Below are 24,160 nucleotides of genomic sequence, written 5' to 3' on the forward strand. Positions count from 1 at the left end.
CGGCATATTTCTTCACAGGAGAAAAGATGTGCGAGTCCTGCACGGCGCCCGTCTCCGACCCCCGCGCCTGTGAACAGCCCCCCTCCCCCTGGTCCCGCCGCATGCTCTTCGGCACCGGTCTGGGAGCCGCCGTGGCCCTGACCGGCGTGGGCGGCAACGCCACCGCCCACGCCGCCTCGGCGATGAACGCCGCCTGGTGCAACCCGGCCCTGGGCTACTTCCCCTCCGGCGGGCACTACGGCGCCCCCCGAGGCGGCAGCACCCACGCCGGCCAGGACATCACCAACAGCACCGGCACCGCCGTCTACGCGGCCGCCGCGGGCACCGTGATCCGTCGAGCCTGGGGAGGAGGTTTCCCCGGCCGGACCGGCGAGGCCATCGTCATCTCCCACGGCAACAACGTGTACACCTACTACGGTCACCTGAGCGCCTACCGGGTCTCGCTCAACGCCAAGGTCAGCGCCGGTCAGCGCATCGGCGACATGGGCGCCACCGGCAACGTGACCGGCCCCCACCTGCACTTCGAGACCCACACCGGCCGTCTGAACGGCATCACCAACCCGGTCCCCTTCATGCGCAACCGTGGCGTGGACCTGGGCGGCGGCTGGTCGAGCATCGACCCGGAGGCCCGCGGCGCGACGGTCACCGTCATCCAGCACCTGATGACCCAGCGCGGCACCTCGCTGGTGGCCGACGGCTACTACGGTCCCACCTCGGTCAACGCCGTCAAGGCCTTCCAGCGGAGCAAGGGTCTGGTCGCCGACGGTCAGGTCGGCCCCAAGACCTGGCCGCACCTGGTCTACACACTCAAGAGCGGGGTCCGCGACGGCTCCCACGTGCGCGCCCTTCAGACCGCGATGAACAAGCGCAGCGCCGGGCTGGCCGTCGACGGCAACTTCGGACCGGTCATGAACACCGCCGTACGCGACTACCAGCGGCTCAACCGCCTGGTCGTCGACGGTGAGGCCGGGGCGATCACCTGGAGGGCCCTGGTCGGCTGACCCACGGCCACGGCCCCGGCCCGGACCCGGGGCCGAGCGTACGGGCCGGGAGGGGTACGCCTCTTCCGGCCCGGGCGGCGCGGGGTGGGGATCGAAGAGAGGAGGAGTCGGCCGATAAGCCGGATTCTGTCGGTCCGATGGACCGGACGGCCATCCATCTGGGGCCGCCGTTGCCGGCGACCTCGGTGCGGTCTACCCGCGGACTCGGGCGGGCCGCCCTCGAACATCCGCGCGGGAACCCGAAGGTTCCCTTTTTGACCTTGCTCCGGGTGGGGTTTACCCAGCCGACCGGATCACTCCGGCCGCTGGTGGTCTCTTACACCACCGTTTCACCCTTACCACCGCGAGCGGTGGCGGTCTGCTTTCTGTGGCACTGTCCCGCGGGTCGCCCCGGGTCGGTGTTACCGACCACCCTGCCCTGTGGAGTCCGGACTTTCCTCGAACCCGCGTCGAGCGCGGATCCGCGACCGTCTGGCCGACTCCCCCTCGAAGGTCAGTCTAGCCGGTCCAGATGGGAGGTGTCGTTGAGAGAGCGCACCACCTGGGGACCATCCGCGTAACAATCCACCTCGGTCACGCAGGCCGTGTCCAGATGCATCCGGTAGAGCGCCTCGATCGGGGCGAGCAGCGCCCGCTGCACGACGATCTTGATCGGGGTCACATGGGACACCACCAGAACCCGACGGCCCCGGTGCCGTTCGAGCAGGGCGTCGCGGGCCGCTCCGACCCGGCGGGCGACCTCGGCGAAGGACTCCCCTCCGGGCGGGCCCGTCTCCGGGTCGGCCAGCCAACGCCTCACCGCCTCGGGATCGCGTTCGGAGGCCTCGCCGAAGGTGAGCCCCTCCCACGCTCCGAAGTCGGTCTCCACGAACCCCTCGTCCTCCTCGATGGGAAGACCGAGCAGATCGGCCGCGTACCCGGCGGTCTGCCGGGTACGCAGCAGCGGCGAGGAGACCACCGCGTCGATCCCCGCCCCGGCCAGGCGGCGCGCGGCCGCCTCGGCCTGGGCGTGACCCTCCTCCGTCAACGGGATGTCACCGCGACCGGCGAAACGGCGTTCGACGGACAGCGGCGTCCGCCCGTGGCGGAGCAGCGTCAGGCGGGTCGGCTCGGTGTCGGGAGCCCCCCAGCCCCGGCTCATTCGGCGGCCGGCTCTTTGAGCCCCGACTCCTCGGTGCGCACCAGGATGCGGCGGCAGTTCTCACAGCGCACGATCTCGTCGGCCGCGGCGGCACGGATCTCGTTGAGCTCCACGGTGCTCAGCGCGAGCTTGCAGCCGTTGCAGCGGCCGTAGCGCAGCGGAGAGGCCGCCAGACCGTCGTACTGCGAACGCAGCTTGTCGTAGAACGTCAGCAGGGCCTCGGGGATGTCGGCGGCCACCCGCTCCCGGTCCTGGTTCAGGCGGGTACGGTCCCACTGGATCTCGGCGGCGGCGGTGTCCCGTCGCGCCGTGACCTCGGCGGCCTCGGCCACCGCGGCCTCGCGTTCCCGGGTCAGGCGGTCGACCTCGGACTCGGCCGCCTCGGCCTGCTCCATCACCTCCAGGACGACCTCCTCCAGTTCGGCCTGGCGGCGGCCCAGGGATTCGATCTCCGACTGGAGGTTCTGGAGCTCCTTGGCGTTGGTGATCGTCCCCGACTCCATGCGCTTGACGTCGCGTTCGGCTCGGGAGCGCACCTGGTCGACGTCGCTCTCGGCCTTGCGCTGGTGACGGGCGACGTCGGAGGCCTTGGTCTGGGCGGTGATCAGCTCGGCGTCCAAGGCGTCGGCGCGCTCCTTGAGCCGGGCGGCCTCGGCGATCTCCGGCAGGCTCCGGAGGCGGTGGTCCAGACGCTGAAGCCGGGTGTCGAGCTCCTGGAGGTCGAGCAGTCTGGCCTGAGCGGCGGGGTCGGCTTTCACTTGGGGTCTCCTGAGAATCGCGGTTGGGAGGCCGGGGAGGGCCACCCGCGCCCTGTGCAGTTGTGGTCGGTGAAGCGGGTACTACACGTGCTGGAAGGTCTGTGACCAGGCATCCGTCACGGTGGTCGACACGCGGATCTCCACGTTAGCCCCCTGCGGGCCGACCCTGCGCACGAGAGCCTCGGACAGGTGCCGCGCCCCGTCGGCCAGCCAGGGCCATTCGCTCGCGAAGTGGGCGGTGTCGATCAGGGCGGGGCTCCCGGGACGCTCGACGAACTCCGAGGCCGGGTGGTGACGCAGGTCGGAGGTGACGTAGACGTCCACGTCCGCGGCCCGGGCCGCCTCCAGCAGGGAGTCGCCGGCACCGCCGGAGACCGCGACCCCGGTCACGAGACGGTCGAGGTCGCCGGCCACCCGGATACCGGCCGCGGTGGCGGGCAGGGCGCGGGCGACCCGGTCGGCGAAGTCGCGCAGGGTGAGCGGGGAGGCGAGCTCACCGATCCGGCCGATGCCGCGCGCGCCGTCGGGGTCGGTGGTGTCGGGGTCCAGGGGGCGGAGCGGCCCGGTGAGCCCGACCGCGCGCGCCAGGGCGTCCGAGACCCCGGGGGAGGCGGTATCGGCGTTGGTGTGCGCCGTGTACAGGGCCACCCCGGCCCGGATCAGTCGGTGCGCGATACGTCCCTTGGGGGTGTTCGCGGCCACGCTCGTGACCCCGCGCAACATCAGCGGATGGTGGGTGATGATCAGGTCCGCGTCCCCGGTCAGGGCCTCGTCGACGACGGCGTCCACCGGGTCCACGGCGAACAGGATCCGCCGTACCGGCTGCTCCGGGTCTCCGCAGACCAGGCCGACCGCGTCCCAGGAGGCGGCCCACCGAAGGGGGTAGACCTCCTCGAAGGCGGCGGTGACGTCGGACAGGGTGACGGAGGGCGTGGTCGAGGTGTTCACGGGCACGAGACTAACGCTCTCCCGTGCCGGGCGTGAAAACGTCCTCACCCCTCGGAGCCGGTTCGGTCGGCCAGACGCGCGGCCATCGCCCCCAGACGGTCGGCGACCTCGGGCGGGGCCTCCATGGCGAAGTCGACGCCCAGGGCCAGGAGCGCAGCCGTGTACTGGCAGGTCAGGTCGAGGGATTCCGCGCTGATCCGGGCCTCGCAGCGGTCGGTCCCCCTGGCCTCGATCCGCCCGGGCAGAGGGCCGTACAGCCGCTCGCGGACGCGTTCCGCGGACAGCTCCAGGGTGATCGTGACCGTGTACCGGTAGGTGCCCTGGGCGAACCGGCTGGTGAGGAAGGTCGCCGGGTCGGACTCGGGCGTCTCCCGAAGGGGGAACCGGCCGTGGGTGGGGCGCGGGTCGCGCAGACGGTCCAGCCGGAAGGTCCGCCAGTCGTCGCGGTCGGTGTCGTAGGCGATCAGGTACCAGTGGCCGCCGTGGGAGACCAGGTGGTGGGGTTCGACGCGGCGTTCGCTCTCACCACCGGAGCGGTCGCGGTAGACGAAGTCGGTGACCGCGCGTTCGTGCCGGCAGGCGGCCAGGACACCCAGCACCAGGGGGTCCACGGCGGGGGTGTCGGGGTAGGGCACGATCGAGGCGGCGCCGGCGACCGCGGCCAGTCGCGGGCGCAGGCGCGCGGGCAGGACCCGTTCGAGTTTGGCCAGGGCCCGCAGGGCGCTGTCCTCGACCTCCGTGGCGGTGGCCAGGGCCAGGGCGATCGCGATCGCCTCCTCGTCGTCCAGCAGCAACGGCGGCAGATCGCGCCCCGACACCAGCCGGTAGCCGCCCGCCGTTCCGGGGGTGCCCTCCACCCGGTAGTCGAGATCGCGCAACCGTTCGACGTCGCGGCGCAGGGTCCGGGCGCTGACCCCGAGCCGGTCGGTGAGTTCGGCCCCGCTCCACTCGCGCCGGACCTGGAGCAGGGACAACAGGCGCAGGAGTCGTTGGGGCAGGGTGCCTCGGACCGTCCGTTCGCTCATGGATCCCATACTGACGGTCATCGCGGCCACGATGTGACCGCATCGCTTCCTACGGTGGACCCATGAGCGAGAACACGAAGGTCATGAGGGCGAAGGACCTGGCGGGCGCGCTCCGTGCGCGGACCGTCGGACCGGTGCACACCCCCGGGGACGAGGGCCATGAGAGGGGCCGGACCGGGATACAGCTGATGGACCGACACGAACCGGACGCCGTCGTGGAGGCGGCCACGGCCGAGGACGTGCGTGCGGCGGTGACGGTGGCCGCCGCGCACGGGGTCCCGGTGGCGGCCCAGCGCACCGGGCACGGCCACGGCGTCGGGATGGACGAGGGGATCCTGGTGGACACCCGGCGTCTGTCCGGGGTCCGGATCGACCCCGAACGGCGCACCGCGCGCGTCGAGGCCGGGGCCACCTGGCGGGACGTGATCGAGGCCGCCTCCCCCCACGGGTTGGCCCCGCTGTCGGGGAGTTCGCCCGACGTGGGCGTGGTCTCCTACCTTCTCGGCGGAGGTCTGAGCCTGCTGGGACGCCGCCACGGATACGCCGCCGACCACGTACAGAGCCTGGACCTGGTCACCCCGGACGGCAAGCACACGCGGGTGGACGAGTGCACCGGACCGGAGACGTTCTGGGCCCTGCGCGGTGGAGGATCCTCGTTCGGTCTGGTCACCGGCGTGGAGTTCGACCTGTTCCCGGTGGCGCGCCTGTACGGCGGCGGCCTGTACCTGGACGCGACCGACACCCCCGACATCCTGGACCTGTGGCGACGCTGGGCCGACGACACCCCCGAGGAGATGACCTCCGGGGTCTCGGCCCTGCGCTACCCGGACATGGAGGGCGTACCCGACCACCTGCGCGGGCGGCCGATCGTCCAGATCTCCGCCGCCTGGTCCGGCCCTCCGGAACGGGGCCCCGCCCTTCTGGCGCCGCTGCGTTCGGCGGCGCCCGTGCTCATGGACACCCTGCGCGAACTCCCCTACGCCGATTCCGGGGCCGTGTTCGACGACCACGACGACCGGGCCGGGTTCCGCGGCGAGGGGCTCATGGTGCGCGACCCCGGGCCCGAGGCCCTGACCGCCCTGCTCCGGACGGTCCTCGCCGACCGGCCGTTCATGAGCGTGGTCTGGCTGCGCCACCTGGGCGGGGCCATGGCGCGTCCGCCCCGGACCCCGTCGGCCGTCGGCCACCGGGACGCCTCCCACGCCCTGAGCGCCCTCACCTTCACCGGCCCCGACGGCGTCGATACCGCCGCCATGGCCGACCTGCGCTCCGAGGTCGCCGGGCTCTTCGCCGACCACGCCCTGGGCACCTCGTCCAACCTGAGCTTCGGCCCGGTGGAGGCCGAGCGGGTGAGGAGCATGTACGAACCCGCCACCCTGCGACGGCTCGTGGAACTGCGCGACCGGATGGACCCGCACCGGCGGATCCACACGAACCGGCCGCTCCCGCCCACGGTCTGAGGGATCCACGCGCACGGGCCGGACGACTCGATCGGGGCCGGCCCGTGCGCGACGCCACGATCCCCTAGAGTCGGTGGGCGATGAACAACACCGAAGAGCGACCCTCGTCCCCGGTCGGAGCGCATGTTCCGGTCGCGGGCGGTATGGCCACCAAGGGTCTGGCCTACGCGGAGAAGATCGGCGCTGAGACCGTCCAGGTCTTCGTGTCCAACCCCAGGGGTTGGGCGACCAACGGCGGCGACCCGGCGCAGGACGCCATGATGCGCGAACGCGCCGACCTGCCCAAATTCGTGCACGCGCCCTACCTGATCAACCCCGGCACCCCGAGTGAGGAGACCGCCGGCAAGTCGATCACCTCGATGGAGCACGCGCTGCGACGCGGCGCCGAGATCGGTGCCCTGGGCGTGGTCATGCACACCGGTTCGGCGGTGTCGGGGACCCGCGAGGACGGGCTGGCCCGGGTCCACGAGCGGCTGATCCCCATGCTGGAACGGCTGGGCGAGGACGTACCGCCGCTGCTGCTGGAGCCGATGGCCGGGCAGGGCCAGGTCCTGTGCGCCACCATCGACGATCTGGTGCCCTACTTCGAGGCGCTGGAGTGGCACCCCAACGTGGGCGTGTGTCTGGACACCGCGCACATGTTCGCGGCCGGGCACGACATCTCCACCGTGGAGGGCATGCGCGAGGCGCTGGACCGTTTCGGCGAGGTGGTGGGCGCCGACCGGCTCAAGCTCATCCACGGTAACGACTCCAAGGCTCCGTGCGGCAGCAACAAGGACCGGCACGAGAACATCGGCAAGGGCCACATCGGCGCCGAACCGTTCGCCGAGCTGTTCCGACACCCGGTGACCGCCGGGATCCCCATCACCCTGGAGACCCCGGGGCCGGAGGGTCCGCACGCCGAGGACGTGGCCACCCTCAAGCGTCTGCGCTCCGAGGCCTGACGACAGCCGGGCCCGTCGAAGCCTCCGCTCCGACGGGCCCGGTCCGTTCACGGCCCGGCCGTCTCGGCCAGGGCACGATCGGCCCGCAGCGCGGTCTCGGCGACGACCCTGCGGGCGAGCAGCGCGGTGACGACGACGATCGCTCCGCCGACCAGGAACGGCAGCGCCAGGTCGACACGGCCCAGAAGCCCACCGAGCAGCGCCCCCACCGGTGTGACGCCCCAGCCGATCATCCTGGAGACACCGGCGACACGGCCGCGCACGCGGTCGGGGACCACCACCTGGTGGTAGGGGCTCGCCGCGATGTTGGAGGCCACGATGCACAGGCCGAGCGTGGTGAAGAGGACGAAGGCCGCGTAGGGGTCGGACACCAGGGCGACGCCCACCGAGCAGGCGGCCATCCCCAGGTAGCCGCCGAAGACGACCGCGTTCCGGCCGAGCCGGAGGATCAGCCGGTCGACCACCAGCGTGGCGACGACGCCGCCGAGCGCCGACGACAGGGTGAAGACGCCGAAGAGGGCGAGCGGAACGCCCAGATCCTCCTGGACGTAGAGCACCAGCACGGCGAAGCCCATGTTCAGACCGACCATGAGGCCCGCGTTGCAGAGCATGTTGCCGCGCAGGAGACGGTCCTCGAAGACCAGTCGGAACCCCTCACGGGTGGAACGCCCGAACCCCTCGGGGGCGGTGGACGCGCTCTCCTCGAGGACCGGGCGACGCCACACCAGCGGCAGGGCGCACAGCAGTAGCGCGCACAGGGCGTAGGAGCCCGCGATACCCAGGAGGGGAGCGGCGGCTCCGGCGGCGAACAGGAAGCCGGCCACCGGCCGGCCCAGGCAGTCCTGGGCGACCAGCCGGCCGCCCTCCGATCGGCCGTTGGCCCGGTCCAACAGCCGCGCCGGGACCAGGGAGACCACGGCGATCCGACTCGCCGGGTCGGTGACGGTCTCGCAGCAGATCAGCACGAACATCGTCGCGTACAGGGCCTGGATCGACAGGTTCCCGGTGGCCAGGACCACCAGCAGGCCGACCGTGGCCAGGGTGGCGACCGTGTTGGACACGACCATCGCGCGGATCCGGTGCACACGGTCGATGAGCGCCCCGGACAGCGGGGCGAGCAGCAGCCAGGGCAGAAAGCGGGCCACCATCAGCCCGGACACCAGGAGAGGGTCCTGGGTGAGGGTGGCGGCGATCAAAGGCAGGGCGACGGCGGCCATGCCGTCGGCCAGGTTGGTGAACGTCCCCGCCGCCCAGAAGCGGTGGAAGTCGCCGCTCAGACGTGGGGGCCGGGTGGTCGTGGGGGGTGAGGCGACCATGGGGGGGCTCCTGGATGTGGGGGGTGGAGGGCCTTACCGCGCGGAGGGCCCGTCCTCGGGGTCGGCGTCCGTTCCGGTGAGGTTGGGGAACAGGTCGGTCTGCAACTCGACCGGTTCGGCCCCGGGGCGGTCCTCGGCGGTGCGTCCCTGGAAGGGGCGGAGTCGTTCTCGGATGAAGTCCTGGAGGTCGCGGCCGAACTCCTCGGTCTCCTCCGGGGTCATCCGTACGTGGGCGACCGAATCCCCGGCCGCCCTTCTCCACCGCCGCACCCCGGGATCGTCCGGCCGTTCATCGACCAGTCGGTTCCACCGGTCGAGCCGTTCCCGACGACCTCCGTAGTAGCGGGCCAGGATCCCCTCCGTCGCCTCGCGGGTGGACGGGCCGCGCAGCAGTTCACCGCCGCGCATACGCCAACCCGCGGGGCGGAAACGCCACCAGCGTTCACGGCCCCCCGAACGCTCGGGGTCGTTCTCGATGAACCCGTAGCGGAAGAGCTGGCGCAGGTGGTAGCTGGTCGAGCCGCTGCTCTCCCCCAGCCGTTCGCCCAAGAGGGTGGCGGTCGCGGGGCCGCGCATATGGAGTTCGTCCAGGATCCGGGCGCGCAGGGGGTGGGCCAGGCCGCGCAGCGCCTCGCCCTCGACCTCCAGGGGGCGCCGGCCGGCCTCGTTCGGGTCCTCGGGTGTCTCGCTCATGCGACGACATTAACGCAAAGAGTTCTTTGCAAAAAGACCTTTGCGATTATTTCCCGAAGAACCCGCCCACTTTCATCCCGACGACACCCCCGCCGGGCCGTGCCCCGCATGAGTGACAATGGACATCGACGCCCTCTACGGACAGGGCGTGATCGACGAAGGAAGGGGCGTACCACCAGATGGATCCGTTCTCCATGGTCATCGGGGTGGCGATCGCGGTCGGCGGATACCTCGTGGGTCGCCACACCGCAGGTCGTCGCGCCAGACAGGAACTCCAACAGCACCGCGCCGACCCCCGCGCCGTCGGGCCGTCGACCCCCCAGCCCATCTGCGGCTGCGGCCACAACCTCGTCTTCCACGACCAGGAGACCAAGCTCTGCCGGACCCAGGTCGTCATCCCCGGCCGCTGGACCGGACAGGCCGACTCCACCTACCGGCAGTGCATGTGCCAGGGCTACCGCGGCCCCATGCCCGTCGACGAGTACTACGCCCCCGACTACCTCGACGGCAACGGCAACCCCTGATCCGGCCACGGGACCGACCACGCCCCCGAGTGCGGGAACCTGGGAGGTGCGGAACGGCGACGCGCCGGGGTGACAACACCCCTGCGTACGGCGAGAATGTCCGCGCACCGAACAGCCTAAGAGTGGACGTTAACCAGTGACGACCCCTGTGACACCCACGATCGACCAGCGCATCGCCGAGGAACTCGGCGTCGGAGCGCACCAGGTCAGTGCCGCCGTCGAGCTGCTCGACGGCGGATCGACCGTGCCCTTCATCGCCCGCTACCGCAAGGAGGTGACCGGGGCGCTGGACGACGCCCAACTGCGCGCGCTCGAAGAACGCCTACGCTACCTGCGCGAACTGGACGAACGACGCGGCGCGATCCTGGAGTCGATCCGTTCCCAGGGCAAGTTGGACGACGAGCTGGAGGCCCGGATCAACGAGGCCGACTCCAAGGCCCGTCTGGAGGACATCTACCTCCCCTACAAGCCCAAGCGCCGCACCAAGGCCCAGATCGCCCGCGAGGCCGGCCTCGAACCCCTGGCCGACGGCCTGTTCGACGACCCCGGACAGGACCCGCAGGAGGTCGCCGCCGCCTACGTCGACGCCGACAAGGGCGTCGCCGACACCAAGGCCGCCCTGGACGGTGCCCGCGCCATCCTGGTCGAACGCTTCGCCGAGGACGCCGACCTCACCGGCCGTCTGCGCGAACGCCTGTGGGAGAAGGGCCGTCTCGGCTCGACCGTCCGGGAGGGCAAGGAGGAGGCCGGCGCCAAGTTCGCCGACTACTTCGACTTCTCCGAACCCCTCACCGCCCTGCCCTCGCACCGGGTCCTGGCCATGTACCGGGGTGAGAAGGAGGAGATCCTCACCCTCGCCCTGGAGCCGGAGGAGACCCCCGAACCCGGCCCCGACGGCACAGTGCCGCGCAGCGGCTTCGAGAACGCCATCGCCTCCCACTTCGGCATCGTCGACCGCGGCCGCCCCGCCGACCGCTGGCTCCAGGACACCGTCCGCTGGGCCTGGCGCACCCGCATCCTGGTCCGCCTCGACATCGACGTGCGCATGCGCCTGTGGCAGCAGGCCGAGGACGACGGCGTCAACGTCTTCGCCGCCAACCTGCGCGACCTGCTCCTGGCCGCGCCCGCCGGCAGCCGCGCCACCCTGGGTCTGGACCCCGGCCTGCGCACCGGTGTGAAGGTCGCCGTCACCGACCCCACCGGCAAGGTCGTGGCCACCGACACCGTCTTCCCGCACGCCCCGCGCCGGGACTGGGACGGCTCCATCGACCGGCTCGCCAGGCTGTGCGCCGCCCACTCCGTCGAACTGGTCGCCATCGGCAACGGCACCGCCTCCCGCGAGACCGACAAGCTGGCGGGCGACCTGATCAAGCGCCACCCGGAACTGAAGCTCACCAAGGTGATGGTCTCCGAGGCCGGCGCCTCGGTGTACTCGGCCTCCGCCTACGCCTCGGAGGAACTGCCCGACCTGGACGTGTCCCTGCGCGGTGCGGCCTCCATCGCCCGTCGCCTCCAGGACCCGCTCGCCGAGCTGGTCAAGATCGACCCCAAGTCGATCGGCGTCGGCCAGTACCAGCACGACCTGGCCGAGGCCAAGCTCTCCCGCTCCCTGGACGCGGTGGTCGAGGACTGTGTGAACGGTGTGGGCGTGGACGTCAACACCGCCTCGGTCCCCCTCCTGACCCGGGTCTCCGGCGTGACCTCCTCCCTGGCCCGCAACATCGTCGCCCACCGCGACGCCAACGGCCCCTTCCGCACCCGTGAGGCGCTGCGATCGGTGCCACGGCTGGGCCCCAAGGCCTTCGAACAGTGCGCGGGCTTCCTCCGCGTCCCGGGCGGAGACGACCCGTTGGACTCCTCGGCCGTCCACCCCGAGGCCTACCCCGTGGTCCGACGCATCCTCGACACCGTCGGCACCGACCTGCCCTCCCTGATCGGCGACAAGAAGGCCCTGGCGGGCATCCGCCCCCAGGACTTCGTCGACGACCGCTTCGGACTGCCGACCGTCACCGACATCCTCGGCGAACTCGACAAGCCCGGCCGCGACCCCCGCCCGGCCTTCACCACCGCCACCTTCAAGGAGGGCGTGGAGAAGCTGGACGACCTGGAACAGGGCATGATCCTGGAGGGCGTGGTCACCAACGTGGCCGCCTTCGGCGCCTTCGTGGACGTGGGCGTGCACCAGGACGGCCTCGTCCACGTGTCGGCCCTCTCCCACAAGTTCGTGGAGGACCCGCGCGAGATCGTCAAGCCCGGCGACATCGTCAAGGTCAAGGTCCAGGACGTGGACATCCCGCGCAAGCGCATCTCGCTGACCATGCGTCTGGACGACGAGGCCCCCAAGCGGGGCGAAGGTCGCGGCGAGCGCGGCGACCGGAACAACGGACGCGGCGGTGAGCGCCGTCGCGACAAGGGCGGCAACGGACGCGGCGGGGACAACCGCGGCGGCGGACGTCGCGGCGGACGAGGCGACGCCCCGGCCCCCTCGGGTGCCATGGCCGACGCGCTGCGCCGCGCCGGCCTGAGCCGCTGACCGACCCCTCGAACCTCGGGCGGCGGGGTGCGCACCCCGCCGCCCGAGGTGCGTCCTGCCTCTCCCCGGTGCGGCGTCCACGCACGTCGGAGCCGCTCTCGCTAGCGTGAGCGCCGTGAGCGGACCCGCCGTCCGCTCGACCGAGCACGGGGGACCCATGGGCGAGACGACCGAGACCGACACCGGCGGCGGAACCACCGAGGAGAGCGACGGCGGCCACGTATGGTCCGCCGGCATCACGGCCGCGGGCGCCGCCCTCATGTTCATCCTGCTGCGCCTCATGGCGGTCACCCACTACGACTGGCCGACCGCGTTCGGGCTGGCCGACGCGATCGACTTCGGCGACGCCATCACCATCGTCGTGGGCACCTTCCTCGGCGCGGAGCTGTTCACCCTGTGGCTGTTGGCCTTCTTCCTACCGCTGAGCGCGGCCGGACACCTGCGCCACTTCCGCCAGGGCCGACGTTCCCCCGGATCGCTTCTCGTCGTCCTGGCCCTGACGGTCGTCTTCGCGGCGGCCGTGCTCTCCTTCTCCGCCTGGCCCGCCCTGGTCGCGGCCCTGGTCTGGCTCGCGTTCCTGGTCGCCGTCGACCTGCGGGAGGGCCCCGTCCGCGTCTTCGTCCACCGCCTCCTCGCCCGGATCGGGATCCTCGCCATGGGCGCGGTCATGCTCGGCGCCGCCCTCGTGGACGAGGTGTGGGTACCCGAGGAGCGCATCGAGATGGGCGACGAGGTGCTCCACGCCTACGTCGTCCAGAACGGAAGCCAGTTCCTCACCGTGCTCACCGCCGACACCCGGGAGAAACGGATCCTGCTCTCCTCGAAGGTCACCTCGCGCACCGAGGCCTGATCTTCCCGGAGAGCCCGGTTCAGTCGGTGCGACGGGAGTTGACCCGATCCGCCAGGACCTGCAACAACCCCTCCGCCAGGGGGATCCGGCGCAGGTCGTCCGGGCCCGGCAGGGGCAACCGCTCCCGGTCCCCCAGCTCACGGACCTCACCGTGCAACCGCTCCATGGTCTCGTCCAGGCGGTGGGCCGTCTCCGCCGCCTCCCGCAGTTCGTCCAGCAGGTCCTGAGGCACCGCCTTGGCGTACTTGTAGTAGATCTTGTGCTCCAGGCTGGCCCAGAAGTCCATCGCGATCGTGCGGATCTGGATCTCCACCGGGACCTCCACGCTCCGATCCGACATCCGCACGGTGGTGGACACCAGCAGGTGCAGACTCCGATAGCCGTTGGGCTTGGGCGCGCGGATGTAGTCCTTCTCCTCCGTCACCCGGATGTCCTCGTGCCCGGCGAGCATGTCGCGTATGGCGTAGGTGTCGGAGACGAAACTGCACGTCACCCTGATCCCCGCGATGTCGAGTATCGACTCGGCGATGCTCTCCAGGTCCAGCGGCACACCGCGTCGACGGGCCTTCTCCAGAATGCTCGCCGGGGTCTTGAGTCGGGATCCGACGTGTTCGATCGGGTTGTGGTCGTGCGTGTAGCGGAACTCCTCGTTGAGGATGTTCACCTTCGCCATCACCGTGTCGATGGCGAACTTGTACGCCATGAGGAAACGCGCGACGTCGTCACGTGTCTCCAGCAACACCTCGGAAACGTCGTCCACCACAGCAGTTCCCCCGCACCACCGGCCCCACGGCCGGACGTCGTCCACCCTCGCGAGGCGCGGACCACGGGACCGCGCCGGAAAGATCCCGCCCCTCCCGGGCCCATCGCCGCACAGGAGGACCGCGAGGTCACTTTCGAGGTTACCGAAGTCCAGGGGGGGCTTCGAAGACGGGAGCCGGGCCCGAAGAAGCCCGATCGAGCCCCCACCACCAGTGTGAACACCCTCGAGAACCCCGCCAGGAACCGGGCACGCGCTTCGGGCGTCGAACGCGGAAGATAGGTTTCACCAGGATTCTCCCGAATCCTCCGCCTGCCCACGCCGACCCCGCCGCCTCTCCCGGGCGGCGGCGCAGGAAAGGCCCCCATATGCACGCACCCCTGTTCACGGCCCCCGTGCTCCTCATCGAGCAGCCCCGGCATCTGTACGCCACCGAAGGGCACTACGAGGTCCTCGATGAATCCGGGCGGCCACTGGCCTACGTGAACGAGCACATGAACGCCCGGTCCCACCGGCGGGGACCGCACCGCCCCCACCGCTTCACCGTCTACGACACCGGTGGACATCCCCTGCTCACCCTGGACAAGCCCTGGGACCGGGGCCGCCCCCACATCCAGGTGACCGGGCCGCACGGAGAGCCCTACGGAGGCATCGTCCAGGATCGGGCCTTCGCGGGCTCCCGGTTCCGGCTCTGCGACCCGCGCGGACACACGGTCGCCGAGATCCGCGGCGACTGGAAGGGCTGGGACTTCACCCTCCTGGACCGGGCCGGGATCGAGATCGCCCGGGTGGGCAAGGAGCACCCCGGACTGCTCGGCGGTTTCTTCACCACCGAGGACCGCTACGCGCTGGAGTTCGCCTACGACCTGCCCTGGCCGCTGCGTCGACTGGTGCTCGCCGCCGCCCTCACCATCGACGTGCTGCTCCACGAGCGCGAACCGGAGTTCTACCACTCCCACTACGCCGACTTCCGGCGCTACCCCGAGTACGGTTACCGGCCCCGCCATCACTGGCACCACCCCAGGCGCGGCTACATGGTCGCCCGTCGCCGCCGTCCTCCCCTGCTCGTCCACCACACCTTCCGACCGGTCCGACGGAGGGGGTACGTCCCGGTACGCGAACGTGCGGTCGAGTCGCGAGGGGGCTACCGCACCTTCTCCTCCCGTTCGGAGGCCCCGTCCCGTTCCGCCGGAGCGGGCCGCGCGGCGACACCGCGCGTCGACCGTCGAGGTGGGGGCGGTTTCGCGTCGCGTTCGGAGGCCCCGTCCCGTTCCGCCGGAGCGGGCCGCGCGGCGACACCGCGCGTCGACCGTCGAGGTGGGGGCGGTTTCGCGTCGCGTTCGGAGGCCGCGCCCCGCCGGTCGAGCGGTTTCGCTTCGCGTTCGGAGGCCGCCGCTCCCCGTCGCGACCGCACGAGCGGCGCCTCACGTTCCGAGAGTCCGGCTTCGGGGGCCTCCGCCCGCCGGGAGCGTCAGCGTCGTAGCGGCGCGGCGCGGCAGAGCGCGTCCGGAAAGAGGGTGGGAGCCGGTAGGCAGGGCACTGCGGCCAAGAGCGCCGGTTCTCCGCGCGGTGGGGGCTCCTCGAATCGGGTGGGCGGCCTGTTCGGCGGGGGTTCGTCGGGTTCGCGCTCCTCGTCGGGTTCGAGTGCGCGTTCGTCCTCCTCCCGTGGGGGCGCGTCCCGCTCCTCCTTCTCCAAGGCGGCTTCGAAGCGGTCGGGCGGGTTCTCCTCCCGTTCGTCCGGCGGCCGTTCCTCCGGGGGCGCCTCGCGGAGTTCGCGTTCCTCCGGTCGTTCCTCGGGTGGCGGCCGCTCCTCGGGGGGTCGTTCCTCCGGTGGTTCCTCGCGTCGTAACCGCTGACGCTCCCACGGGTGCCCGGTCGACGGCCGGGTACCCGTGGTCGACGGCCGGCCGAAGGCCCTCGGAAATCGTGGTTTTCTCCTAAAGGCCACCTTGACGACGTAGATTACATATCGGACATAAGGTACAAGGCTCCGACGCGACCTCGAAGGTCAGGAACGGGCCTCGCGCACCGCCTCCCGTACCGCCGGGGCGACCTCCTCGGCGAACAGCTCCACCTGCCGGGCCGACTCCCCCGCGGGACCGAGGACGAACGTGTCCATCCCGGACTCCAGGACGAACCCGGTGATCCGCTCCACCCAGGCGGACACGGGACCGCTCATCGGCTCGCCCTCCGTACCGGATCCGCCGATCGTGCCCCACAGGTTGTAGACACGACGGATCGAGGCGGGATCGCGACCCGCCTCGGCGGCCCCCTCGTCGATCCTCCGGTGCATCTCGGGCAGACGTTCCGGACCCGCGTACGCGTGCGAGGGCACCCAGCCGTCGGCCACCCTCCCGACCTCCTTGAGGAGACGGGGACCCAGCACCCCCAGCCAGATCCCCATGTCGTGGACGGGCGCCGGACCGGGCTTGACCCCGGCCAGTCGGTAGTACTCGCCCTCGAAGCGCACCGAACGTCGATCGGACCACAGCAGGCGGATCACCTCGATCGCCTCCAGCAGGGCGTCGGCCGCCTCGCGCGGAGCCCGCCGAGGGCCGCCCATCGCCTCGATCGCCTCCCAGAACCCTCCCGCTCCCAGCCCCAGCTCGAAGCGCCCGCCGGACAGCACGTCCAGGCTCGCCGCGTTCTTCGCGATGAGGGCGGGCGGTCGCAGGGGCAGGTTGGCCACGTCGGGGAAGACCCGTAGCCGCTCGGTACGGGCCAGCACGGTGGCCATCAGCGCCCAGGTGTCCAGGTGTCGGCGCTGATAGGGATGGTCCTGGATGCCGACGAAGTCGAGGCCGCCGCGCTCGGCGGCGTCGACGACGGCCCAGGTCCGCTCCAGGGCCGAGGCCTCCGGCGTGGGGAAGACCCCGAAGCCGATCTCACGTCCGTAGTCGATGCCCATCGTCATACCTCCCGGTTCCGAAGGTCCTTCCCCGACCGCGCGGGCCCCAAGCCGTCCTCACTCTCCGGAGGAGCGGTAGACCAGATCGACGTAGTCACGGTGACGGCCGATCCAGTCCCTGACGAAGGGGCACATCGGCAGGATGGAGAGCCCTCGCGCGCGTACGTCGTCCAGCGCCTCGCGGACCAGGGTGCCGCCCAGGCCCTTCCCCTCGAAGGCGGGATCGATCTCGGTGTGGGTGAAGGTGAGCATGTCGCCGGTCGGGATGTACTCGGCGAACCCGGCGAGCTCCCCGTCGGAGGTGATCTCGTAACGCCGACGGTCCGGTACGTCGGTGACCTCTGTCGCCATGGCGGCCCTTCTCTCGTCACGCGCGGAGGCCTCCGCGCAGAGCCATTGTCCCCGCCCGAGGCACAGCCTCCCCCTTGCGGCACGCGTCCGGTGGGCATAGGGTCTCCCTGACATACCGACCGGTCGGTTTAAGGAGTACGCATGTCCTCGCGGTTCGGCGGACGCACCGCCATCATCACCGGCGCCAGTCGCGGCATCGGTCTGGCCATCGCCCGGCGCCTCGTCTCCGAGGGGGCCCGTGTCTGCGTGACCGCGCGCGGCCCCGAGTCCCTGGAGAAGGCGGTCGAGGCCCTGGGCGGTCCCGAGCACGCCATCGGCGTCCCCGGCCGCGCCGACGACACCGAGCACCAGGACACCGCGATCGCCGCCACCCTGGAGGCCTTCGGCGGTGTCGACCTGTTCGTCAACAACACCGGCATCAACCCGGTCTACGGCCGCATGGTCGACCTCGACCTGAACGCCGCGCGCAAGATCTTCGAGGTCAACGCCCTCTCCGCGATCTCCTGGGTGCAGAAGGTCCACCGGGCCTGGATGGCCGAACACGGGGGCGCCATCCTCAACGTCTCCTCCATCGCCGGGGTCAAGCCCGCCCCCGGGATCGGGTTCTACGGGGCCACCAAGGCCATGCTCACCCACATCACCGAGGAGCTCGCCGTCGAACTCGGCCCGGACATCCGAGTGAACGGCGTCGCCCCGGCCGTGGTCAAGACGCGTTTCGCCGAGGCGCTGTACGAGGGCCGGGAGGAGAAGGTCGCCGCCCGGTACCCCCTGGGCCGGCTGGGCGCCCCCGAGGACGTCGCGGGCGCCGCCGCCTTCCTCCTGTCCGACGACGCCTCCTGGATCACCGGACGCACCCTCGTCCTCGACGGCGGAGTGACCCTCACCGGGGGCATGTGAGCCCCCGCCCCTCCCCCACCGGAAGGGCATCACCCCACGACCACGCCCGGATGGAGCGCGCACCGACGCCCCTCCCGGACTCCCACGAACGAGGAGAGCACATGAGCGAGGAGACCCCCGGCCTGGACACCGAACGGCTGCGCGCCCACCTGGACCGCGCGGCCCCCGGTCTGGTCTCGGGGCCGCTCACCGCCCGGATGATCACCGGCGGCAAGTCCAACCTGACCTACGTGGTCACCGACGGCGACGGATCCTGGGTGGTGCGCCGGCCTCCGCTGGGACACGTCCTGGCCACGGCGCACGACATGTCCCGCGAGTACCGGGTGATGACCGCCCTGGCCCCCACCGACGTCCCGGTACCGCGCACCCACCTCCTGTGCGAGGACACCGAGGTGCTGGGCGCCCCCTTCTACGTCATGGAACACGTGGCGGGGACGCCCTTCCGCACACTCGACGAGATCGCCCCGCTGGGGGCCGACGGGGTCCGCGCGGTCGCCGAACACCTGATCACCACCCTGGGAGACCTGCACGCCGTCGACCCGGAGGAGGTCGGGCTGGGCGACTTCGGCCGCCCCGAGGGTTTCCTGGAACGTCAGGTGCGGCGCTGGAGCCGACAGTTGGAGGCCTCCCGCAGCCGTGAGCTGCCCGGCATCGACGAACTGTGCGACCGGCTGGCGACCGGCCTGCCCGAGCAGTCGGCGCCCGCCATCGTGCACGGCGACTACCGGCTGGACAACGTGCTGATCACCGAGGACGGACGGCCGTCCGCGGTCCTCGACTGGGAGATGGCCACCCTGGGCGATCCGCTCGTGGACCTGGGGCTGATGCTCGTCTATCGGGAGCAGCCGGTCACCGGAGGTCGGGCGGCCGCCACCTCCGCCGAGGGGTTCCCCGCCTCGTCCGAGCTGGTCCGTATGTACGCCGACGCCACCGGTCGCGACGTCTCCCGCCTGGGCTGGTACGTGGCCTTCGGCTGCTTCAAACTCGCGGTGATCGCCGAGGGCATCCATCTGCGGCACACACAAGGACTGACCGTCGGCCAGGGGTTCGACGGGATCGGCGACGTCGTCGCCCCACTGGTGGCACGCGCGCACAGGGTACTGGAGGAGGACTAGGCATGGACTTCGCCCACGACGCCGAGACCGAGGAGCTGCGACGGCGGCTCCTGGAGTTCATGGACGAGCACGTCCACCCCGCCGAGGAGGTGTTCCGCGCCCAGCTCGCCGAACGCGAGGACCGCTGGTCCGCCCCGCCCATCGTGAAGGAGCTCCAGGCCGAGGCCCGCGAGCGGGGGCTGTGGAACCTCTTCCTGGCCGGACATCCCGAACACGGAGGACTGCCCAACCTGCGCTACGCGCCCCTGGCGGAGATCACCGGGCGCAGCCCCGCTCTGGCCCCCGTGGCCCTCAACTGCGCGGCCCCCGACACCGGCAACATGGAGGTGCTGACGATGTTCGGCACCCCCGAACAGCGACGGCGATGGCTCGAGCCGCTCCTGGACGGGCGGATCCGCTCGGCCTTCGCCATGACCGAACCCGACGTCGCCTCCTCCGACGCCACCAACATCACCACCCGGATCGTCCGCGAGGGCGACGAGTACGTGATCGACGGCCGAAAGTGGTTCATCACCGGGGCGCTGGATCCGGCGTGCGAGATCCTCATCGTGATGGGCAAGACCGATCCCGAGGCCGACCGCCACCGACAGCAGAGCATGGTGCTGGTACCGCGCGACACCCCGGGGCTGACCATCGAACGCGGGATGACCGTGTTCGGTTACGACGACGGCGACCACGGCGGGCACGCGGAGATCCGGTTCGAGAACGTGCGCGTGCCGGTCGAGAACCTCGTCGGCGGCGAGGGCGAGGGGTTCGCGATCGCCCAGGCCCGTCTGGGGCCGGGCCGTATCCACCACTGCATGCGTTCCATCGGCATGGCCGAGCGGGCCCTCGAACTGACCTGCCGGCGGGTGCTGGAGCGGGAGGCGTTCGGACGTCCGTTGGCGGCGCAGGGCGTGGTCCGCGAGTGGATCGCCGAGGCCCGGGTCCGGATCGAGCAGCTGCGGCTCCTGGTCCTCAAGACCGCCTACCTCATGGACACGGTCGGCAACAAGGGGGCCCATACCGAGATCCAGGCGATCAAGATCGCCACCCCGCGCACGGTGGAGTGGATCCTGGACAAGTGCGTCCAGGCGCACGGGGCCGCCGGCCTGAGCCAGGACCTGCCGTTGGCCGCCTGGCAGGCGGGGGTGCGTTCGCTGCGCCTGGCGGACGGGCCCGACGAGGTGCACCTTCGCTCACTGGCCCGGGCGGAGCTGCGCAAGTACGCGTGAGGTTCCGGGGGCGGGGGTGCGTTCGGCCCTCCGCCCCGGACCGGCCGGCCTCCGGTCAGGGGCGCAGACCGGCCAACAGCAGATCGGCGAAGTGGCGACCCACGTCCCGGCCCGTGAGCGGTCCGTCGTGGCGGTACCAGGTGCTCAGGTGGTGCACCGAGCCGAAGAAGTAGTCCACGACCAGGTCGGCGGGCACGTCGTCCCGGAAGACGCCCTCGGCCCGGCCCCGTTCGATCATGGCGCGGAAGAGCTCGTGGTACTCCCGGCGTTCGGCGCGCACGCCGCGCTGCTTCTCCGGAGGGAGCTGGTGCATCGATCGGAAGAAGATCGTGCTGTCGTCGAGGTTGTCCACGCTGGTGACGATGACGTCGACGGCGGCCGCGTGCACCAGGTCGGCGACCGGTTCGTCGCGCGAGGCGATCTCACGGAGGTGTTCGGTCTGCATCCGCAGCACGCGGGCGTAGATCTCGTAGAGCAGATCGTCCTTGGAGCCGAAGTAGTGGTACATGGCGCCCTTGGTGACGCCGGCGGCGGAGACGACCTCTTGGACCGAGGTGCTCTCGTACCCCCGCTCGGCGAACAGGCGGGTGGCGGCGCTCAAGAGCCGTTCGGGCACCGAACCGTTCGGGGACCCCGTTCTGTCGGCCCCTCTCCCCTTCTCCACGCTCACCCCCGTGTCCCGCCCCCCGGCGGTGGTCGACCATCGACCGGGACAGCATACCGACCGGATGGTACCCGGCACGCGTACGCGGCGGCGGGAGCCTCGGCCGGCCGTCCGGCCCGCGGTGTCAGCTCGACCGGACCGTCTCGACCCCGGGACGCTCCGCGGCCTTCCGGGCGACCGCGCGTTCGTGCGGGACGACCAGCGGGGTGCCGGTGCGGGGATCGGGGATCACGTCGCAGTCCAGGCCGAACACCGCGCGCACCCGGTCGGCGGTGACCACCTCCTCGGGCGGCCCGTCGGCGACCACCGCTCCCCCGCGCATCATCACCAGACGGGTCGCGAACCGCGCCGCCTGCGCCAGGTCGTGCAGGACCGCGACGACCGTGCGTCCTTCCCGGTGCAGTTCGGCGAAGAGTTCCAGGAGGTCGTACTGGTGAGCGATGTCCAGGAAGGTGGTGGGCTCGTCCAGGAGCAGGAGGGGGCTGTCCTGGGCGAGCACCATCGCCACCCACGCGCGTTGGCGCTGTCCTCCAGAGAGCGATCCGACGTGCGTCTCGGCCAGGTCCGACAGACCGGTCAGCTCCAAGGCGCGGGCGATGGCCTCCTCGTCCTCGGGGCTCCACTGGCGCAGCAGGGTGTGGTGGGGGAAGCGTCCCCGCGCGGCCAAAGCCCGGACCGTGATGCCCTCGGGGGCCAGCGGGTTCTGCGGGAGCAGCGCCAGCCGTCGGGCGACCGCCTTGGGACGTTGGGAGCGCACGTCCGTCCCGTGCAGCAGCACCCGCCCGCGGACCGGCCTGTTCACCCGCCCCAGGGCCTTGAGGAGGGTGGACTTTCCGCAGCCGTTGGGGCCGACGATCACGGTGAAGCCGCCCTCGTCGATCTCCAGGTCCAGGTCGCGGACGATCGGATCGCCCCCGTATCCCAGGGTGAGCCCCTCTGCCGCCAGTACCGGTGCGGTGGTCCCGCGCACGTCCTCGACGCTCACAGACTTCCCTTTCGCCATTCGCGGATCAGCAGATATCCCAGGTACACGCCGCCCAGGGCCAGGGTGAAGATCCCCACCGGCAACCGTTCGCCGATGGGCGACTGTTGCACGGCCAGGTCGGCGCAGACCAACAACAGGGCCCCCACCAGGCCGGAGAGCACCAGGTTCGGCCCCTGCGCGGCGCTCAGCCGACGGGCGATCTGGGGCGCGGTCAGGGAGATGAAGGCGATCGGTCCGGCCACGCTCACGGCGGCGGCCGACAGCACCACGGAGAGGACGACCGCGCCGGTACGCGTGGTGGTGGCGCGGGTGCCCAGGGCCTCGGCGAGCTCGTCGCCCATCTCGTTGACGGTGATCGGCCCGGCCAGGGCGAGGACGAACGGTACCGCCAGGAGGACGACGAGCCAGATGGTGGCGGCGTGCTCCCAGGAGCGCGCGCCCAGGCTGCCGTTGATATAGGCCGACAGGACCCCGGCCTGGTCGCGGGCCATCACCGAGACCACGAAGTGGGTGAAGGCCTGGGCCATGGCGGCCACCCCGATCCCGGCGACGATGAGTCGCCCGGGGTGGCGCAGGCCGGTCCCGGTCACCAGGGCGACCACGACGATCGCCAGGGTCGCGCCGGCCAACGCGCCCAGGGGCACGGGGACGACGCCCGGCAGCATGAGGGCGGCCACCGCCGCGCCCGCCCCGGCTCCGGCCCCCAGGCCGATCACGTCGGGGCTGCCCAAGGGGTTGCGGGTGACCGATTGGAAGAGCGCCCCGGCCAGGCCCAGGGCGACCCCCGTCCCGGCCGCGACGGCCAGTCGAGGGCCGCGCAGGCGTTCGAGGACGAACAGGTGGGTGGTCTCGCCCTCGCCGAACAGCGCGGCGGGAAGCCGGGTGAGGGGGATCCCGAGGCGGCCCAGGCTCAGGGTGGCCGCGGCGGCCACGAGCAGGACCGCCAGAAGGAGGGCGGACGTCACGAGCGATCGGGTATGGACGGGCAGCGCGACGTGTCGCCCCAGGCGCAGGATCCGGCCGGTGGGACGTTCGTCCGGGCCGGGTGGCGCGACGTCGGGGCGCGTCCCCGTCGGGATCGTGCGGCTCACGTGTTCCCCTTCGTCCTACGCAGTACGTACAACAGCACCGGGGCGCCGACGAAGGCGGTGACCACCCCGACCATGAGTTCCGTGGGGCGCACGATGGTGCGGCCCACGACGTCGGCGACCAGGAGCAGCGTCGGGCCCACCAGGACCGCGAAGGGCACCTGGAGACGGAAGTCCACCCCCACCAGGGCGCGCACCACGTGGGGTACGGCCAGACCGACGAAGGCGATGGGTCCGGCCAGCGCCGTGGCCCCCGAGGCCAGCAGGACCCCGGCGACCAGTCCGCCCCCGCGCGTGAGCGTGACGTTGGCCCCGGTGGCCACGGCCGCCTCCTCGCCCAGGGCCAGCGCGTTCAGCCCGCCCATGACGGCCAGGGCGATGAGGAGGCCGGGGACGATCACCGGTAGCACCGCGACGACGACCTCGGTGCCGCGCCCGGCCAGCGAGCCCACCACCCAGTAGCGGTAGCTGTCGAAGACGTCGGGCAGGCTCAGCGCCACCGCCTGCACATAGGCGGTGAGCACGGCCGAGACGACCGCTCCGGCCAGGAGCAGACGGACCATGCCGCCGTCGCCGCCCCGGGTGCCCACCGTGTAGGCGGCCAGCCCGGCCAGGAGGGCCCCGGGCAGAGCCCACCAGACCGTGCCGGTGACCGAGGTCGGGCCGAGGACGGCGGTGGCGGTGACCACCGCGGCGGCGGCGCCGGCGTTCACCCCGAGCAGGCCCGGGTCGGCCAGCGGGTTACGGGTGATGCCCTGCATGAGGGTTCCGGCCAGGGCCAGGGCCGCCCCGGCCACCATCCCCGCGAGGGTCCGGGGGATCCGGCTCTCCACCACGGTGACGGTGTAGGGGTCGGCCCCGCCGGCGAAGACCTTCCAGACCTCCGCGGGCGGGGTGGGCCTGCTGCCGGCGACCAGGCTGAGGAGGACCGCCCCCGCCAGGGCCGCGGTGGCCGCGACGAACATGAGCGCGGTGCGGGTCGGGG

At 71.7% G+C, this 24,160-nt stretch carries 23 protein-coding genes and 1 other RNA gene; 10 read left to right on the forward strand and 14 right to left on the reverse strand.

Features of this window, described 5'->3' with window-relative positions; all coding sequences use genetic code 11:
* Positions 1-26: 26 nt before the first annotated feature.
* A complete protein-coding gene (locus U9J66_RS18655) occupies positions 27-1,001 on the forward strand; it encodes a peptidoglycan DD-metalloendopeptidase family protein (RefSeq protein ID WP_326338269.1) in 975 nt (324 codons plus the stop codon).
* A gap of 99 nt (positions 1,002-1,100) precedes the next feature.
* On the opposite strand, the gene rnpB is transcribed toward U9J66_RS18655, so the two are convergent.
* The 5 genes from rnpB to U9J66_RS18680 form a co-directional block, all read right to left on the reverse strand.
* Positions 1,101-1,484: RNase P RNA component class A (gene rnpB, locus U9J66_RS18660), an RNA gene on the reverse strand.
* 10 nt (positions 1,485-1,494) lie between these two features.
* Positions 1,495-2,142 carry a histidine phosphatase family protein gene (locus tag U9J66_RS18665; protein ID WP_014912289.1) on the reverse strand — a complete coding sequence of 216 codons (648 nt, stop codon included), beginning with the start codon at positions 2,140-2,142 and terminating at the stop codon, positions 1,495-1,497.
* A complete protein-coding gene (locus U9J66_RS18670) occupies positions 2,139-2,900 on the reverse strand; it encodes a zinc ribbon domain-containing protein (protein WP_014912588.1) in 762 nt (253 codons plus the stop codon). The genes U9J66_RS18665 and U9J66_RS18670 overlap by 4 nt, the downstream gene beginning before the upstream one ends.
* An 81-nt stretch (positions 2,901-2,981) precedes the next feature.
* Positions 2,982-3,854: a Nif3-like dinuclear metal center hexameric protein gene (locus tag U9J66_RS18675; RefSeq protein WP_014912365.1), complete on the reverse strand. Its 873-nt coding sequence runs from the start codon at positions 3,852-3,854 to the stop codon at positions 2,982-2,984.
* A 38-nt stretch (positions 3,855-3,892) separates the two neighbouring features.
* A complete protein-coding gene (locus tag U9J66_RS18680) occupies positions 3,893-4,873 on the reverse strand; it encodes a helix-turn-helix transcriptional regulator (protein ID WP_326338270.1) in 981 nt (326 codons plus the stop codon).
* 62 nt (positions 4,874-4,935) lie between these two features.
* On the opposite strand from U9J66_RS18680, the gene U9J66_RS18685 reads away from it, so the two are divergent.
* On the forward strand, positions 4,936-6,333 hold the full coding sequence (locus U9J66_RS18685) for an FAD-binding oxidoreductase (protein ID WP_326338271.1): 1,398 nt from the start codon (positions 4,936-4,938) through the stop codon (positions 6,331-6,333).
* Between the two features lie 80 nt (positions 6,334-6,413).
* The gene (locus U9J66_RS18690; protein WP_017535364.1) at positions 6,414-7,277 is read left to right on the forward strand and encodes a deoxyribonuclease IV; all 864 of its coding nucleotides are present in this window, start codon (positions 6,414-6,416) and stop codon (positions 7,275-7,277) included.
* A 47-nt stretch (positions 7,278-7,324) separates the two neighbouring features.
* On the opposite strand, the gene U9J66_RS18695 is transcribed toward U9J66_RS18690, so the two are convergent.
* Together U9J66_RS18695 and U9J66_RS18700 are read right to left on the reverse strand one after the other, a co-directional pair.
* On the reverse strand, positions 7,325-8,593 hold the full coding sequence (locus U9J66_RS18695) for an MFS transporter (RefSeq protein ID WP_326338272.1): 1,269 nt from the start codon (positions 8,591-8,593) through the stop codon (positions 7,325-7,327).
* A gap of 33 nt (positions 8,594-8,626) precedes the next feature.
* Entirely contained in the window at positions 8,627-9,286 is a 660-nt protein-coding gene (locus U9J66_RS18700; RefSeq protein ID WP_326338273.1) for an ArsR/SmtB family transcription factor, read from the reverse strand.
* A gap of 179 nt (positions 9,287-9,465) precedes the next feature.
* Between U9J66_RS18700 and U9J66_RS18705 the strand changes: the two genes are divergently transcribed.
* From U9J66_RS18705 to U9J66_RS18715, 3 genes are all read left to right on the forward strand, one after another.
* Positions 9,466-9,810, forward strand: coding sequence for a hypothetical protein (locus tag U9J66_RS18705; protein WP_014910924.1), 345 nt, complete (start codon positions 9,466-9,468; stop codon positions 9,808-9,810).
* A 148-nt stretch (positions 9,811-9,958) separates the two neighbouring features.
* A complete protein-coding gene (locus tag U9J66_RS18710) occupies positions 9,959-12,343 on the forward strand; it encodes a Tex family protein (RefSeq protein WP_326338274.1) in 2,385 nt (794 codons plus the stop codon).
* A gap of 115 nt (positions 12,344-12,458) precedes the next feature.
* The gene (locus tag U9J66_RS18715; protein ID WP_234305840.1) at positions 12,459-13,193 is read left to right on the forward strand and encodes a hypothetical protein; all 735 of its coding nucleotides are present in this window, start codon (positions 12,459-12,461) and stop codon (positions 13,191-13,193) included.
* Between the two features lie 19 nt (positions 13,194-13,212).
* On the opposite strand, the gene U9J66_RS18720 is transcribed toward U9J66_RS18715, so the two are convergent.
* On the reverse strand, positions 13,213-13,896 hold the full coding sequence (locus U9J66_RS18720; RefSeq protein ID WP_081536586.1) for a GTP pyrophosphokinase: 684 nt from the start codon (positions 13,894-13,896) through the stop codon (positions 13,213-13,215).
* A gap of 425 nt (positions 13,897-14,321) precedes the next feature.
* On the opposite strand from U9J66_RS18720, the gene U9J66_RS18725 reads away from it, so the two are divergent.
* Complete coding sequence (locus U9J66_RS18725) at positions 14,322-15,809, forward strand: LURP-one-related/scramblase family protein (RefSeq protein ID WP_326338275.1); 1,488 nt, start codon at positions 14,322-14,324, stop codon at positions 15,807-15,809.
* Positions 15,810-15,961: 152 nt separating this feature from the next.
* Here U9J66_RS18725 and U9J66_RS18730 read toward each other — a convergent pair whose 3' ends face one another.
* Positions 15,962-16,861, reverse strand: a complete 900-nt coding sequence (locus U9J66_RS18730; RefSeq protein WP_199806135.1) for an LLM class flavin-dependent oxidoreductase — start codon at positions 16,859-16,861, stop codon at positions 15,962-15,964.
* Positions 16,862-16,918: 57 nt separating this feature from the next.
* Positions 16,919-17,212 carry a GNAT family N-acetyltransferase gene (locus U9J66_RS18735; protein WP_014911861.1) on the reverse strand — a complete coding sequence of 98 codons (294 nt, stop codon included), beginning with the start codon at positions 17,210-17,212 and terminating at the stop codon, positions 16,919-16,921.
* A 141-nt stretch (positions 17,213-17,353) separates the two neighbouring features.
* Here U9J66_RS18735 and U9J66_RS18740 point away from each other — a divergent pair, with 141 nt between their 5' ends.
* The 3 genes from U9J66_RS18740 to U9J66_RS18750 all read left to right on the forward strand — a co-directional run bounded on the left by U9J66_RS18740 (position 17,354) and on the right by U9J66_RS18750 (position 20,438).
* Positions 17,354-18,109: an SDR family oxidoreductase gene (locus tag U9J66_RS18740; protein WP_014908622.1), complete on the forward strand. Its 756-nt coding sequence runs from the start codon at positions 17,354-17,356 to the stop codon at positions 18,107-18,109.
* Positions 18,110-18,210: 101 nt separating this feature from the next.
* Positions 18,211-19,224: a phosphotransferase family protein gene (locus U9J66_RS18745; protein WP_326338276.1), complete on the forward strand. Its 1,014-nt coding sequence runs from the start codon at positions 18,211-18,213 to the stop codon at positions 19,222-19,224.
* Between the two features lie 2 nt (positions 19,225-19,226).
* Positions 19,227-20,438: an acyl-CoA dehydrogenase family protein gene (locus tag U9J66_RS18750; RefSeq protein ID WP_017535371.1), complete on the forward strand. Its 1,212-nt coding sequence runs from the start codon at positions 19,227-19,229 to the stop codon at positions 20,436-20,438.
* 55 nt (positions 20,439-20,493) lie between these two features.
* Here the strand turns inward: U9J66_RS18750 and U9J66_RS18755 are convergent, their stop codons facing one another.
* The 4 genes from U9J66_RS18755 to U9J66_RS18770 form a co-directional block, all read right to left on the reverse strand.
* A complete protein-coding gene (locus tag U9J66_RS18755; protein ID WP_014913263.1) occupies positions 20,494-21,054 on the reverse strand; it encodes a TetR/AcrR family transcriptional regulator in 561 nt (186 codons plus the stop codon).
* A gap of 172 nt (positions 21,055-21,226) precedes the next feature.
* A complete protein-coding gene (locus U9J66_RS18760; protein ID WP_042283393.1) occupies positions 21,227-22,105 on the reverse strand; it encodes an ABC transporter ATP-binding protein in 879 nt (292 codons plus the stop codon).
* Positions 22,084-23,178: a FecCD family ABC transporter permease gene (locus U9J66_RS18765; protein ID WP_442789862.1), complete on the reverse strand. Its 1,095-nt coding sequence runs from the start codon at positions 23,176-23,178 to the stop codon at positions 22,084-22,086. Before U9J66_RS18765 ends, U9J66_RS18760 begins: the two co-directional genes overlap by 22 nt.
* Positions 23,175-24,140, reverse strand: coding sequence for a FecCD family ABC transporter permease (locus U9J66_RS18770; protein WP_199806140.1), 966 nt, complete (start codon positions 24,138-24,140; stop codon positions 23,175-23,177). Before U9J66_RS18770 ends, U9J66_RS18765 begins: the two co-directional genes overlap by 4 nt.
* Positions 24,141-24,160: the final 20 nt, after the last annotated feature.

It is taken from the genome of Nocardiopsis sp. LDBS1602, assembly GCF_035818715.1.
Taxonomy (GTDB): Bacteria; Actinomycetota; Actinomycetes; order Streptosporangiales; family Streptosporangiaceae; genus Nocardiopsis; species Nocardiopsis alba.

Bases quoted from the DNA above. Each gene is read 5' to 3' on its own strand.
- U9J66_RS18655 (WP_326338269.1), top strand. From the start codon at position 27: ATGTGCGAGTCCTGCACGGCGCCCGTCTCCGACCCCCGCGCCTGTGAA.
- U9J66_RS18665 (WP_014912289.1), bottom strand. From the start codon at position 2,142: ATGAGCCGGGGCTGGGGGGCTCCCGACACCGAGCCGACCCGCCTGACG.
- U9J66_RS18680 (WP_326338270.1), bottom strand. From the start codon at position 4,873: ATGAGCGAACGGACGGTCCGAGGCACCCTGCCCCAACGACTCCTGCGC.
- U9J66_RS18685 (WP_326338271.1), top strand. From the start codon at position 4,936: ATGAGCGAGAACACGAAGGTCATGAGGGCGAAGGACCTGGCGGGCGCG.
- U9J66_RS18690 (WP_017535364.1), top strand. From the start codon at position 6,414: ATGAACAACACCGAAGAGCGACCCTCGTCCCCGGTCGGAGCGCATGTT.
- U9J66_RS18695 (WP_326338272.1), bottom strand. From the start codon at position 8,593: ATGGTCGCCTCACCCCCCACGACCACCCGGCCCCCACGTCTGAGCGGC.
- U9J66_RS18700 (WP_326338273.1), bottom strand. From the start codon at position 9,286: ATGAGCGAGACACCCGAGGACCCGAACGAGGCCGGCCGGCGCCCCCTG.
- U9J66_RS18705 (WP_014910924.1), top strand. From the start codon at position 9,466: ATGGATCCGTTCTCCATGGTCATCGGGGTGGCGATCGCGGTCGGCGGA.
- U9J66_RS18720 (WP_081536586.1), bottom strand. From the start codon at position 13,896: ATGGCGTACAAGTTCGCCATCGACACGGTGATGGCGAAGGTGAACATC.
- U9J66_RS18725 (WP_326338275.1), top strand. From the start codon at position 14,322: ATGCACGCACCCCTGTTCACGGCCCCCGTGCTCCTCATCGAGCAGCCC.
- U9J66_RS18730 (WP_199806135.1), bottom strand. From the start codon at position 16,861: ATGGGCATCGACTACGGACGTGAGATCGGCTTCGGGGTCTTCCCCACG.
- U9J66_RS18735 (WP_014911861.1), bottom strand. From the start codon at position 17,212: ATGGCGACAGAGGTCACCGACGTACCGGACCGTCGGCGTTACGAGATC.
- U9J66_RS18740 (WP_014908622.1), top strand. From the start codon at position 17,354: ATGTCCTCGCGGTTCGGCGGACGCACCGCCATCATCACCGGCGCCAGT.
- U9J66_RS18745 (WP_326338276.1), top strand. From the start codon at position 18,211: ATGAGCGAGGAGACCCCCGGCCTGGACACCGAACGGCTGCGCGCCCAC.
- U9J66_RS18750 (WP_017535371.1), top strand. From the start codon at position 19,227: ATGGACTTCGCCCACGACGCCGAGACCGAGGAGCTGCGACGGCGGCTC.
- U9J66_RS18760 (WP_042283393.1), bottom strand. From the start codon at position 22,105: ATGGCGAAAGGGAAGTCTGTGAGCGTCGAGGACGTGCGCGGGACCACC.
- U9J66_RS18770 (WP_199806140.1), bottom strand. From the start codon at position 24,140: ATGTTCGTCGCGGCCACCGCGGCCCTGGCGGGGGCGGTCCTCCTCAGC.